General features: G+C 37.3%; 11 protein-coding genes and 1 pseudogene. All 12 read right to left on the reverse strand.

The window, feature by feature from the left end; translation table 11 throughout:
* Positions 1 to 404 precede the first annotated feature (404 nt).
* Positions 405 to 1271 (reverse strand): methylenetetrahydrofolate reductase [NAD(P)H], encoded by an 867-nt coding sequence (gene metF / locus HMPREF1149_RS06210; protein WP_000089960.1) that lies wholly within the window; start codon positions 1269 to 1271, stop codon positions 405 to 407.
* 61 nt (positions 1272 to 1332) lie between these two features.
* Positions 1333 to 3582 carry a 5-methyltetrahydropteroyltriglutamate--homocysteine S-methyltransferase gene (gene metE, locus HMPREF1149_RS06215; protein ID WP_000108252.1) on the reverse strand — a complete coding sequence of 750 codons (2250 nt, stop codon included), beginning with the start codon at positions 3580 to 3582 and terminating at the stop codon, positions 1333 to 1335.
* Between the two features lie 351 nt (positions 3583 to 3933).
* On the reverse strand, positions 3934 to 4227 hold the full coding sequence (locus HMPREF1149_RS06220; protein WP_000797750.1) for a helix-turn-helix domain-containing protein: 294 nt from the start codon (positions 4225 to 4227) through the stop codon (positions 3934 to 3936).
* A pseudogene (locus HMPREF1149_RS06225) lies at positions 4217 to 4583 on the reverse strand (type II toxin-antitoxin system RelE/ParE family toxin). Before HMPREF1149_RS06225 ends, HMPREF1149_RS06220 begins: the two are co-directional and overlap by 11 nt.
* Positions 4584 to 4740: 157 nt before the next feature.
* A complete protein-coding gene (locus tag HMPREF1149_RS06230) occupies positions 4741 to 5103 on the reverse strand; it encodes a TIGR02328 family protein (RefSeq protein WP_001241789.1) in 363 nt (120 codons plus the stop codon).
* Positions 5087 to 5491 (reverse strand): YbgA family protein, encoded by a 405-nt coding sequence (locus HMPREF1149_RS06235; protein WP_025170441.1) that lies wholly within the window; start codon positions 5489 to 5491, stop codon positions 5087 to 5089. Before HMPREF1149_RS06235 ends, HMPREF1149_RS06230 begins: the two co-directional genes overlap by 17 nt.
* A gap of 47 nt (positions 5492 to 5538) precedes the next feature.
* On the reverse strand, positions 5539 to 6327 hold the full coding sequence (locus HMPREF1149_RS06240) for a hypothetical protein (protein ID WP_000840047.1): 789 nt from the start codon (positions 6325 to 6327) through the stop codon (positions 5539 to 5541).
* 36 nt (positions 6328 to 6363) lie between these two features.
* The gene (locus tag HMPREF1149_RS06245; protein ID WP_000450454.1) at positions 6364 to 7965 is read right to left on the reverse strand and encodes a type I restriction-modification system subunit M; all 1602 of its coding nucleotides are present in this window, start codon (positions 7963 to 7965) and stop codon (positions 6364 to 6366) included.
* A gap of 44 nt (positions 7966 to 8009) precedes the next feature.
* On the reverse strand, positions 8010 to 9878 hold the full coding sequence (locus tag HMPREF1149_RS06250) for a DUF4435 domain-containing protein (protein WP_001086652.1): 1869 nt from the start codon (positions 9876 to 9878) through the stop codon (positions 8010 to 8012).
* A gap of 9 nt (positions 9879 to 9887) precedes the next feature.
* Positions 9888 to 11138 carry a restriction endonuclease subunit S gene (locus HMPREF1149_RS06255; RefSeq protein ID WP_000744794.1) on the reverse strand — a complete coding sequence of 417 codons (1251 nt, stop codon included), beginning with the start codon at positions 11136 to 11138 and terminating at the stop codon, positions 9888 to 9890.
* Positions 11119 to 12066 (reverse strand): reverse transcriptase family protein, encoded by a 948-nt coding sequence (locus HMPREF1149_RS06260; protein WP_000346292.1) that lies wholly within the window; start codon positions 12064 to 12066, stop codon positions 11119 to 11121. The genes HMPREF1149_RS06255 and HMPREF1149_RS06260 overlap by 20 nt, the downstream gene beginning before the upstream one ends.
* A 727-nt stretch (positions 12067 to 12793) precedes the next feature.
* Positions 12794 to 13531 (reverse strand): DUF6261 family protein, encoded by a 738-nt coding sequence (locus tag HMPREF1149_RS11490; protein ID WP_000167733.1) that lies wholly within the window; start codon positions 13529 to 13531, stop codon positions 12794 to 12796.
* Positions 13532 to 14050 lie beyond the last annotated feature (519 nt).

Genomic DNA, 14050 nt, shown 5'->3' on the forward strand with positions numbered 1-14050 from the left:
GATACTAAGGTCGCAAAAAGCAAAGTAAAAATAGGAAACTGGCGAAGTCTTCGATGAAGACAAGACAGTTTATCTTTTTTACACAGCTTTTCGGCCGAGTTCAATTACTCATGATAGCATAAATTGACGCAGTGTGCGATGCACACCAGGAAATCTATCTTTTTCACTAGGGATTTAGCCCGTGTTCAACTACCTAAATACCTTGAAAAGTTTAAAAATATTATTCTTTAGTATTTGTATCTTTTATAGCATAGCAGATTTGAATAGCTAAGAATATGTTTATACCCTCATCTTTGTATCAAGTACGTACAGAGTCTATTTTATCATATTTTTCTTAAAAAGTGCGGGCTTTTCTATTAAAAAGGAACCATTCCCCTCAACTGAGAAGAATGGTTTGCTTTTTATTATCCTAAAGACTGATGATTAAACAAGGCATGGGTTGCTCGGTGGATGTATTTTGCTGTTTCAGCATTGTTCATGGTGTAGAGATGCACACCTGCGACATCCTGGGTTACCAAGTCCACGATTTGATCCACTGCGTAGGCAAGTCCTGCTGCTCTGAGTGACTCTGGGTCATGCTCATACTTGTCTAAGATGGCCTTAAATTTACGTGGAAGGTGGATATTCTCACAAGTCTTCAAGAGACGAAGCGCTTGGTTACGGTTCAGAATGGGCATGATACCCGCATGAATAGGAACATCAATCCCTGCCAAGGTACACTTGTCTTGGAAATCATAGAAACGCTCATTGTCAAAGAAAAGCTGCGTTACAAGGCTTGAACAGCCTGCATCCACTTTCTTCTTGAGATTTTGAATATCCGAGATCTGGTTTGGCGAGTCAGGGTGTCCTTCTGGGTAGCAAGCTCCGATAATCTCAAAGTGAGGAGCTTGTTCCTTGATGAACTCGATCAAGTCCGTTGCGTAGCGAAAATCCTTTTGTGGCTCCACATCAGGGATGATATCCCCACGCAAGGCCAAGATTTTCTGTACCCCAACCTTGTCCAAGTCCGCAATGGTTTCAGCAACCTTTTCCTTGGTCAGATAGATAGCTGGCAAGTGAGCAATGGTTGGAATCGCCAAGTCATTCTGGATAAAGTCAGCCAAACGAACCGTTGTTTCCTTGATATTAAATTTATTATTGCTAGCAGTCACACTGATAAAGTGCGGTGTTAACTCTCGCATATCCTGCAAGGCGGAAATAATTTTATCATTACCCACTGCTGGGTTTGGAGGGAACACTTCAAATGAGAGTGACGGTGTTTGGCGTGACATATGTAATAACCTTTTCTAGTTGATTTTTTTGAACAACCATTGTATGGAGAGAAATCGAATCTTACAATTTCTCACGCGCAGCTTTAGCAGCTTCGACAAGGCGGATCAAGCTTTCTTTTGTTTCTGGAATACCACGTGTTTTCAAACCACAGTCAGGGTTGATCCAAACTTTCTTGCTTGGTACTTTAGCAAGGATAGCTTCGATTGTGTGGTCGATTTCGCCTTCATTTGGCACACGAGGAGAGTGGATATCGTAAACCCCAGGTCCCACTTCTGTTTGGAAGTTTTTCGCTTTGAGTTCGTCCAAGATTTCAAGGTTTGAACGGCTAGCCTCAAATGAGATAACGTCCGCATCCAAGTTGTCAATAGCTGGGATGATATCTGTAAATTCTGAGTAACACATGTGAGTGTGGATTTGTGTGTCTGGTGCTACTGTTGAGTGTACCAAACGGAAGGCTGGAATAGCCCAGTCAAGGTAGTCTTCGTACCAGTCGCTACGACGGAGTGGCAATTTCTCACGAAGAGCAGCCTCGTCGATTTGGATGATTTTCACGCCTGCAGCTTCAAGGTCAAGAACTTCATCCTTGATGGCAAGAGCGATTTGAAGAGTCGAATCCTTGATAGAGATGTCTTCACGTGGGAATGACCAGTTGAGGATGGTAACAGGTCCAGTCAACATACCTTTAACAGGTTTGTCAGTACGGCTTTGTGCATAGCTAGACCATTTGACAGTGATTGGGTTGAGACGAGTGACATCACCCCAGATGATTGGTGGTTTAACCCCACGCATACCGTATGATTGTACCCAACCGTTCTTAGAGAAGAGGTAACCTGACAAGTTTTGACCGAAGTACTCAACCATGTCATTACGCTCGAATTCACCGTGTACAAGCACGTCAAATCCAACTTCTTCTTGCCATTTGATCCATTCGTCGATGGTTTCAGCAAGGAAGGCATCGTATTCTTCTTGTGACAATTCACCCTTACGGAAGGCCAAACGTTTAGCACGAACTTCCTTGGTTTGAGGGAATGAACCGATAGTTGTTGTTGGAAGAGCTGGAAGTTTAAAGGCTTCTTCTTGGATAGCTTCACGTTCTGCGAAGGCTGGCAAACGAGTGTAGTCTGCGTCTGTCAATCCAGCGATACGAGCGCGAAGTTCTGCATTTTCACCAACACGTTCAGTCGCAAAGAGTTCTTTGTTAGCTGCAAGTGCTTCTTCACCTTGACCGTTGCGGATAGCATCCAAGTCACGGATCTCATCCAATTTTTCAACTGCAAAAGCAAAGTGGTTCAAGATAGCTGGTTCAAATTCTTCATTCGCAGTTGTAAATGGCACATGAAGAAGTGAGCATGAGCTAGTCAAAACGATATTTTCAGCTGGGATTTGCTCAAGAATCGTCAAGCTCTTTTCGTAGTTGTTACGCCAGATGTTCTTACCATTGACAATACCTGCATAGAGAGTCTTGTCAGCTGGGAAGCCACCTTTAACGAGTTCAAGAGTTTTCTTACCTTCAACAAAGTCAAGACCGATAGCATCTACTGGCAATTTGATAAGGTCAGCATAAACGTCACGAACGTCACCGAAGTATGTTTGAAGCAAGACTTCAAGACCTTTTTTATCAGCCAAGAGCTTGTTGTAAATGTTCAAGAAGAGTGCTTTTTCTTCTTCTGTCAAGTCTTTGACAAGAGCAGCTTCATCTAATTGGATACGAGTCGCACCAAGTTCAGCCAATTTGGCAAAAACTTCTTGGTAAGCAGCTACTAAGCTATCTACGAAGTCTTCTGCTTTCACGCCTTCTTCAAAGTCTGACAATTGAAGGAAGGTGAATGGACCTACAAGGACAGGGCGAGTGTTGAGACCCAATTCTTTTGCTTCTTGGAACTCATCAAAGATCTTGTGACCAGCCAATTTGACTTGAGTGTCTTTTTCAAATTTAGGAACGATGTAGTGGTAGTTAGTGTTGAACCATTTCTTCATAGGAAGGGCACGAACATCCCCTTTTTCTCCTTGGTAACCACGTCCCAAAGCAAAGTAACGTTCAAGATCAGACAATTCTAAGTTTTGTACTGATGCAGGAACTACGTTGAAAAGGAAAGCAGCGTCAAGGAAGTTGTCATAGTGTGAAAAGTCATTTGATGGGATTTCAGTGATGCCTTTTTCTTTGACGATGTTCCAGTGTTTTGCACGCAATTCTTTAGCCGCAGCCAAGAGTTCTTCTTCTGAGATTTCTTTTCTAAAGTATTTTTCAGTTGTAAATTTTAATTCGCGGAATTCACCCAAACGAGGGAAACCGATAATTGTAGTTGACATGTTTTGTCCTCCAAAAATTGTTATTGAAACTATCTTAACAGAAAAGAAATCATCTGTATAATTGTAAAAAATTAGGCTTTGATATAGTTTGAAACTATATCGCCATTTAAAGCACAAAAAAAGATTTAGAGAAGATTCCCCAAATCCTTCGGTAAATATAAATTGATAGCCTTTCAAGTTTGCTAGATTCAGCGCATAACGACAGTGAATGGAAAGCTGACTATGGCTTGTTATTAGAAAAGACTATAGGTTGATTTTCCTTTGATGTTTTTGATATTTCCCTTGAAAAGTGCGGACGGGAAGTAAAATTATCCAGTGGATGATTTAGCAAACCAAATAATTTCATACCTATCAACTATTTTCCTGTTCAAGCGGTACAACCGCTAGTGTCTTTCCTAAGCTGGCTAAAACTTTTAAGACGGTATCTAACTGAGGGCTAGTCTTACCTGTTTCCATCCTAGCTATAACAGGCTGGCTCACTCCACTGAGTTCTTCTAGCTTTTTCTGACTAATTCCTTGCGAACGTCTAGCCTCAATCAATTCACTAATGATTGCCACCCGCATATAACTTTCAAGGATTTCCTCCTTGGTGAAGAGTTGAGACCGGACATCCTTCCAGTTACTTCCAATGGCACTATTTTTCATTACTTAACCCTCTTTCTTTTAAGTCCCTTAGTTCACGTTTGGATTTTTTCAATCTCTCTTCTAGGAGTCTTTTGAGTCTTTTTGACAAAATGATGTAAGAGAATAAAACTCCCATCAACCCAAGCTACAAATAAAATCCTGTCCCTAAGAGGTCTTAGTTCCCAAATCTCATCTTCCAAATGCTTGATATAGGGTTCGCCAGCTCTAGTCCCATGTTGACTAAGCAACTCAATATAGTCATTTAGTTTATTGAGTTTGATGCGGCTATCCTTACTTTTACGACAGGCCAATTCTCTCATATAATCCAAGACTGGCTCATTTCCATTTTTGTCCTTATAGAAGTAAATCGTATGCAAAAAACATCCTCTTTTCAATTTAATTATAACTTAAAAGTTATTAAAAGTAAATCCAAATATTCATAAAAAAGACCTTAGAAGCATTCTAAAGGTCTCATTTTTATAATTCGAAAAAACTACGAAAAGAGTGATACATTGGAAAACATCCTTACTCTTTCTACAGCTCTATCCCCTTGTCACGGAGATTGGCCAGACACTCCTCATAGTAAGAGTCATCATGCTCGCTATAGATAGGACTTTTCAGCTTTTCCTCTGCTAAGTCTTGATAAGGAGGGCAAGTCTTGCCACGGTAGTTCTTGTCCAGCCACTCTGGAGTGACATTGTAGCCACGGTCAGCCATCTCCTCCATGATCAAGCGATGATAGGCAAAGAGACGATAGGGCGAATGGGTAAAGACATAGTCCACCGTCGCATGCTTTCTGCCCCAGCCATTGCCACGAAGGGCGCAACACTCTCGATGCTGCCCCAAGAGCTGAGGACGGGGAAGTTGTGAAATCAAAGCCTCATGCCAAAGTCTCATGGGAGTCTCCTTTCAGCAAGGTAGAATGTTGCAGATAGCTATTTGGGTAACGTTCGAGTAAGTCTCTCGTCTTCGCAATCAAATCTTCCTTGGAAGCTTGACCAAAGCGATAGCGATCCAGTAAGAGCATATAGTCTTTGCGTTCGTCAAGGCTGACTTGCTTTTTAAAATAGCCCCAAACATGCTGAAAGGCATTGCAAACCTGACCCCTGTGTTCTGGGATCTGGCAGGCACGGTCAATCATCTCTTGAACCTGACTCACCTCCACCACTTCTTGCTTGAGATACTGGCGAATGTCCTTGTAAATATTGCTGGAATGGCTCAAAACAAGGTATTTATTTTCCGCCCAGAGTTGCTGACAAAGGGCACGTTGGTTGTTGTTATTCATAATTGACATTATACCATGATTGGTTTTAAGCATAGTTTCCTAAGTACTCAAAAACTATTCTCTAGAACTTTAACCTCTTCTAGAATGGTATTCAAATGAGCTTGATAGTTTTTTATCATACTTGTACTTAAGTAATTCTTAATTTTATTCTGTTCGAGTCTACTCTTCCAATACTTACAAGCTAATTTTATGTAATCACAGTACTCTTTTTTATTCGTAATTAAAGACTTACCCGATTCTATCAATTCTCTAACAAATGTTTCATCAATACCATAGATATCTGCAAAGAACTCTCCAGCAGTATTATAGCTATCCAAAAAATTCTGCAACTCCAAACGATTTTTTATATACATACTTGGCGCCCCAGCATTAATTATAGGCACTTTAATTCCTTCATAATACTGATTCATGAAATAAGCAAAAGTATCAAATCGATCATTCCCTAGAGACTGTTTCGTATTATTTAATCCTCCAACTTGAGGTAAAATACTTATGTTCATAGGAGAATAACGCATGACGCCAAGAGAATCCTTTAACCCTTCCGAAACATTGGCCTCCTTTAAGATTGACTCATAAAGTTTAGTACATTTATTAAAGAATGTAGGATCTATGTTAAAAGATACATCTCCGTTAACTTGTATTTCCATACTTCCATGAGAAAAAATGAACTCTATTTTCTCTTTTTTCTCTTTTTTCTCTTTTTTAATCAAAAATTCTCGATAGTATTTCAAATAAAAATCCCAAGCCGCTTCATCTTCAGAACTATTAAATTCATAATGCGAGGTCAATGTTATTCCTACACTTGTTTGATTTTCTTCATTTTCGTTTGACTTCATAAGCACGCTTCCTTTGCTATATCCTTATTAGCCCCATCATCCTTTAAAGTCTTTCAAAAACTCTTTGAGTTCTGCATCGGCTTCTGGTGTGGTTCCGTGGAGTTGACCGAGCATTTCGAGTAGGGAAGCTGTTTGGCTTTCGATTGCTTTATTTGTGTCGTTAATTTTGCTGACGATGTCTGTCAGTGGCTCTACTTCTTCTTCCTCAAAGGTATCTACGTAACGAGGGATATTGAGGTTGTAGTCATTTTCGACGATTTCTTCATAGCTTGCTAGGTGGGCAAACTTATCAATCTCCTCACGTGACTTGTAGGCTTCCAGAATCTTCTCGATATGGGCATCCGTCATGATATTCTGGTTTTTACCCTTATCAAATTCCTTAGAAGCATCGATAAAGTATACATCACGATTGGTACGGTTCTTTTTGAGAATGATGACCGTGGTCGGAATGCTGGTATTAAAGAAGATATTGGCTGGTAGACCGATAACCGTATCAATAGCACCTTCTTCTAACAAGGCCTTACGAATGGTTCCCTCAGCATTGCCACGGAAGAGAACACCGTGAGGAAGGACGATAGCCATGACCCCATTATCCTGCTTGAGGTGGTAATATCCATGCAAGAGGAAGGCAAAGTCAGCCTTGGACTGAGGCGCCAGTTTCCCAAAAGGAGAGAAACGAGGATCATTCAGGAAGCCAGAGCTTGCAGACCACTTGGCTGAATATGGAGGGTTCATGAGAACCCCATCAAAGTTGGTCGGTTCCTGTGTCGGCCAGTCTTCGTCTAGTGTATCAGCATTGTGGAGAAATTGATTCTCAACAGGAACGCCGTGTAGGATCATGTTCATTCGAGCCAAGTTATAAGTGGAGGTATTGAGCTCCTGACCGAAGTAGACCACCGTTTGCGGTTTATGAGAATATTTCTTGGCATTGAGCAAGAGAGAGCCAGAACCCATGGTCGCATCATAGATGGTAAAACCTTGCTGATCCTCACGACCTAAAAAGGCAATCTGAGTCATGAGCTTAGCAACTTGCTGAGGGGTATAGAACTCACCAGCTTTCTTACCCGAGTCAGTCGCAAATTGACCGATCAGATACTCATAGGCATCCCCCAGCATATCACCCGCATGACCAGCCACATCTAGCACAGCCAACTCCTTCATGACTGCTGCTACCGTTTGGTTTTGCTTTTGCGGAGTTGCTCCTAGCTTTTTAGAGTAAAGGTCGATATCCTCAAAGAGATTTTCATAGAGGTCATCGCTTTGCTCGATATCACGAAATCCTTGAGCCAAGTCTTCCAGCTGAAAAGTCCCGTCATTGACACGTGCTACTAGAGCGGTAAAGGTCAGGTCTGGCTTGATACTATAGTTGAGTTCATCCTTCATGACCGTGAGGAGATCCTCGTGAGTGTCCGCATCCTCGTAGTAGTTTCGATAGACCTCAAGGGCATCCTCAAGACTATCTGTCCCCTCCTCCATGGTCTCCGCTACGAAAAAGAGCATCTTGTCAGACAGGTACTTGTAAAAGACCATGCCCAAGAGATAAGACTTGTAGTCGTTTGCATCCATCTTAGAGCGGAGAACATCCGCTGAGTTCCACAGGGCTTGGTAGAGCGACTGGGAAGTTTGTGTTGTTTCCATAATGTTTCTTTCTTTTTACTTAATCCAAAATATCTAAAATTAATTTAATGGTCTAATAGTTTTGTTTCCAATTCTTCAAAATATTTATGACGTAGTTCTTTCTGTAAATCACTATCCAATGTAATTCGACTTAAAGATTTTTCTTTGAACTTAGGAATTATTTCCGTGTTTCCTCTATAATCAATTATTTCTTTTTTTAAGTTACAAATCTTTAATATCCTTGAAAAATCAGATGAGGCCAAACTTACTTCAACAATAGAATTAATTTTATTAAATGTTGAATCTACATCAAATTCAGAGGCTAAGCTATCTAAAAACACATGAGCATCGTATTTATTTGGTTCACTTTTTTCAATAAAATGACTTTCCATAAATTCATCAAGTCTCTTTTTCAAGGCGATACTTATTATTTTATCTTTTTTCTCTCTACATGAACTAATAATCGCATCTTTAAAATTATTAAATTTTCGCTTTTGTCCTGTATCATCGTCAAATGGTAAGCATGACTTTACAACTGCTTCATCAACAAGCATCATCTCTACTTCATTAAATGGAAGAACAAAAATGTTCTGTTCTTTGTACACTTGAATACTACTTTCATCCATCCAGTCGTTATCGATGATTCCGTATGCTGTGTTACCATGTAAATGTTGTAAATTATTATAGGCTTTAGTATATTGGATAACTTGCTTGTGGCCTTGAACAGGTTTTACAAAACAAAAATCACTAAATAATTTTGAATATATCTGATAATCTATACTAGTTTTACTTCCTTCACAAAATAAAATTGGCTTTCTTGCTCCAGATACTTCAGTTAATAGTGATAGAGGCATTTCTTGTGAATCTTCCAGTAATTGATAATCTAAATTATAAGGTGCTTCAAATTTCTTACACCACACATAAGTAGCATTTGATCTTGATTGAACAAAGTCCATATTATGTGAAGCAAAAATAAATTGACAGTCAGGACGTTCTGATATCAGTAAGTCCCATAATTCATTATAGACTGCAGCATTCAGGAAAGTTTCTGGTTCATCAATAACAATATAGCTATTTTCTGGAGCAAGAAAGACATTACCTATATAAAACAATATACACCGCTCCCCATCACTAAGTCCATTTATACTATATCTAGAGCCATTTTTTTCAACTTCAACAACTCTATTATCAGGCTCTAGGATAAATTTTATTTCAGGTAATATTTGATTCCAAACCTGTTCTACTCTATCCCATAAAGCTAAATGTAAATCTTTTTCTCCTCGTGATTTACGAGTTGCAATATTTGTATAATCTTTTACCAATAACGTTATCATTTTGGTAAAGGAACTAGAAAAATCATCCTCGATGTTATTGGTCCGTATTTCAATCGTGTCATATTTAATTTCTGTTTTTTTCAAGTCTTCTATATATTTGTCTTTATTAATACTATTACGACCAAAAACATTAGAGACAAAATATAATAATTTTTGAGCTGGCAAAATAAACATCTCATTTATATTATTCTTTCTTAGTTCATTTATAAGACTTGACTTACCTACTCCATTGGCTCCTATAATAACAGTTGTTGAATTCACTGTCGAAATAAAAGAGAAAAGTTTAATTACTTTAAAATTCTCTAAAATTTGAGGTAGGTTTGTTTCATACACATAAACATCACTACCAAAGCAATAGTATATGCTTTCTAACCAATTATCACGTAGATTTTTATACTTTTCTGTAACATTATCAGATAGCAACTCATCATTTAGTTCTATTTTAATTAAATTAATAAGCACTATAAAGTATGTATCTACATTATTATATGAAGTCGATTTCCCTTCTTTTTCATAATCAGGCAAACTGCAAAAATCTTCATAAAGTCTGTTCCTTTCAGATTCAATCCGATCAATTAATTCATTAATTAAGCTATTCATAAGACCTCCTTAAATAAACATATCCTGCAAAAGTTTCTTCTTCAGTGTTTCTAACTGAGAAATTTTTTCTTGGTGAGCAGAGATGAGACTATCGAGGTTAGAAAAGTAAGCACCGATGACTTGTTGTTCTTTTTTATCAGGGTAGAAAAATTCATATTTCATTAAGTTTGATGGACTTATTCCAAAAACTTTCATACCTGTACCAACTTTATAACCATATTTTCTAAACGTTTGAGTTTTAAACATGTAATACAAGAAAATAGAATCAAAAATTGAGTAAGGTCGAACAGCTATTGTATGTAGTCCCGCAACTATTTTTTCTGATAAATCCGTAGCAACAACTGCAACTTCTGCAATTCCTTTGTAATCCTCTGAAGCATCCGCAAAAATTAGATCTCCCTGCTGTAGGAATTCATTCATTTTTGTATCCGATCTAATGTATGGAATTGAATTTCCATTGTCTATCAGAGAAACTTTTCCTAGATGAATATCACCATAATGTATGTACTTCAGACCTGTATCTTGACTCGTTTCAACATCTCTTGACAGAGAGTAGGATTTAATTCGTTCTGTAGATTTTTCTAAGGTAGTTTTCTCCCACTCACCGTCAAATCCATTCAAACGAATCTCAGGAACCGACTGTCCAGCTTTGGGAAACATCTTGGAGAGCATGGTCACCTTAAGAGATTGGTAGTTGGCAAGATTGTCCTTGTAGCTAGCAAGAAGGTCGTCGAGGGTACGGAAGAGGGAGCCAATGGCAGATTGTTCTTCTAATGATTCTGGGATACAAAAAACAAAAGAATCAATTTCTTTAGAAGATATATTTGGTTGTGCACCTGCTACCAATACAGAATTTAGTTGATTTGTAAATTCTTTAGTCTGTAAAACAGAAGAGAGAAAATCATAGTCTACTGCCCCAGTATTTCGGAAATAACCTACTCGTTGATTTTGATAATATTCTTCATTAGAATCTAACATAGCTATTTTCCCAGTAGTTGCTCCTGACATAGCCAATAGAATTGAACGCCCTCTAAGAACAAATTTTTCATCTGGAATTATCTTAGAGTAACATTCAAACTCCCCTCCAACAGTTCCGTCAAATTTGATATTTGATATTCTAACAATTGGAATGCCAGTATTTTGAAATTTTTCACTTTTGAAAGCAAATCCTCCACGTAAGGGCGCAATATTTTGTAATTTTTCTTTTCTCCAAATACTCGATAACTTCTCATTTATTATTTTAGGCCTTTGCTTTTTCAACTCTTAGTTCCTCTAATTCAGCTTGCTTATCCTTAATTAATTTCATATAATTAGGAAATTTTCTATTTTTTTCAATCATTTGAATTGCTGAGATTTTCCCAATAAATTTTTTTAGCATTCGAGATAAATCATTTGTAGATAAGACATCATTTTTAATTATCATATATAAGTCATATGTCTCTTTTTGAAGTTTTCTAGGTGCTTTTAACTCTCCATTAACAATAATACACCCAGTAACTTTTACATTATTTATTCTTCGAATTTTTGATTTACTTTTATTTATTTTTAATTTATGGGATTCAATTATTTTAATTATTCTATTCATACACCTTTTTGGTATAGGTTTTTTTGAAGAAAATGTTAAATCGTCATAGTACGCAGAAAAAATAAAATCATTAGCTTGCGCATATCTCATCAACGTTTCATACATATTATAATATGCAAAGTAGCTCAAAATTGGACTAGTTGGATATCCTTGTGGCAAAAAACTTTTCTCATATTTTGTGACAGTTGTCAAATCAGTTAAAATTTTTGCAATATCAGGAGACTGATTCATATCATATCTAAAAAAATCAAAGACTTTCTGGGCACTAGTGCTAGGAAAAAAATCTGAAATATCAACAATAATTGCAAAATTATTCTCACAGTGCATCTCAACATTTGTTACATAGCTTCTGCCAGGAATTCCACCATGAAGATAAGCAGGTACATCAATCTTTTGTAAGTATTTAACAATTAATCTTAGGACTCGTTTATGTATTAATCCTGCATTATATAATTCCCTTGTCTTACCATTTACTTCCCTAAAAAATGATTTTCCGATAAAATTACTACTTATATTTGTTAATTTATATTTTTCAATTTTTAATAAATCAGCTAACCATTTCTTATTAGAAACCCCAAATAAAATACTTCTTTTAAAATCCATTATATTCTTCCTACAAAAAAACTCTTATAGCAATGTATAAGAGAAGATTTTTCATAAATAAGAGAAGAAACTAGATTCTTCACATTAGTGAAGAAGGTAACTAAAATATCATAATTAGCTAATACCCAATTTAACAAAATAATCATCAGATTAGATACTAATTGCACAACCCAAAAAATCGTACGAATTGATGTAATAATAACAAACAAATTTACAACAGGGTGTTTTTTGTACCACTTAGAAAAGTTCAATGAAATTTTTTTTGAATCCATTTAAAAGATTCCTTTCTGTATTTAGTACGGTTTCCCGCCTCTCGCTTAATTACAGATGCAGTCTTTTTAAGTCTATTATTGTTTCTCTCTTGTTAAATCTGACTGTTAAGTCAGTAAACTCTCGCTCAGTATGCTTGGATGAAATCACGGTCATGTTTTATCAATTGTTGATTTCAGGAATGCGTGTGGAGACGAAAAGTTTTACCGCCATATAGGCAATCTTTGAATGCAAGATAAATCTGCTTAATTTCATTGATACTTAATTATAGCATAATATGAGAAATAAATCAAGTACTATTTTAGTTTAGAAATAGAAAAAGTATAAATAGAACAATTCAAAGTATTAAATAAATTTTCTATAATAAAACTAATAATATCAAAATTTTAAATGCTGAATATTATGAGTTACTTCTATCTTGAAAACTTTTATTCATCATCGAAAACCTATCCATTTTTTAGACTTTTTCCTTTTTCTCCCTCTTACTTGAACCAGTCAATCGCCTCTTACTATCTCGGATTGTATTCAGGTCTTTGAGGAGTTTGGTTAGGTGTTCTTTTTCTGGATAGGCTTCTGCGCTGGCTGCAGTGTAGCGCATAAAGAGGTCGTAGATGCTGGTTAGTTCGGTACGGACTTGTCTGGTCTTGCCAACTTCCTTGGCAGACTTATGCGCACGCGCCTGACTTTCGACCTTGTCATAGTCTTCCTGAGCACTAATCACCGCCTGTAACATAGGTGTCAGGCCTAGACTGGTAACGGCCGTCTGGTAGGGTTCTTCGCTTAGCGTTTTGAGCAGACTCTTGATTTCTGCCGTTTCTACATCGTTACTGTGCTTAGTGATGTCCTTATACTTAGCAAAGACTGGTTTCAGAGTTTCATGAGCTTCTTTGAGCTTGGCATCCTTAATCTTAGCAAATCCTCGATGAAGAGTAAAGAGACCGACTAGGGCACTGTCACGATTGCGATCGACTTCAGTCAGGTTCGTCGTCTCTTTCTTTTCTACGATAGCGAGTTGGCCTTGGAAGTCTGCTAGCTTGCTCTTGAAGGAATCGAGATGCTTGCTATACATAGGCTCGTCCTTATGTGCCTTGGCAAAAACTTCTAGTAGTTGACCCGTATCTACCATGAGACTTTCAAACTCACGGTTGGTAAAGTTGGTATAGCTTAGAGGGCGGATAGTGAATGTTTTTGTCATGATGATAACCTTTCTTTTTTCATTATTTCAAAAAGGAGTTTTCCCTTAAATTTATAAATCCATTCTAACAGTTACCTAAAAAATTTTGTCTCTCATCCGCTCAACTGTCTACTTTATCATCCCAACAGCACTTTTTCAGTCTATTTCTTACTTTTACAAAATAAATTGTTCATTTCAAAATAATACTCAATGAAAATCAAAGAGCAAACTAGGAAGCTAGCCGCAGGTTGTACTTGAGTACAGCAAGGCGACGCTGACGTGGTTTGAATTGGATTTTCGAAGAGTATTAAAAATCCCTATCTGACTGGAAACGTATCCGTCTGTCAGATAGAGACTCTTACTATTTTTAGATTTTAACTTTTCTAGCTTTAGAATACATCTAAACTTTAGGAAAGATAACTATTCGAAAGCTCGAAGACCCCAAAACTTTCTCAGCTAGACTATTCGAAGCTTAGAATACTCATAAATTTATGTATTTCTTATTATTCTAAGTTTAGAATGCATATAAACTTTAGGAAT

The sequence above is a fragment of the Streptococcus sp. BS35b genome (genome assembly GCF_000286475.1).
Taxonomy (GTDB): domain Bacteria; phylum Bacillota; class Bacilli; order Lactobacillales; family Streptococcaceae; genus Streptococcus; species Streptococcus oralis_W.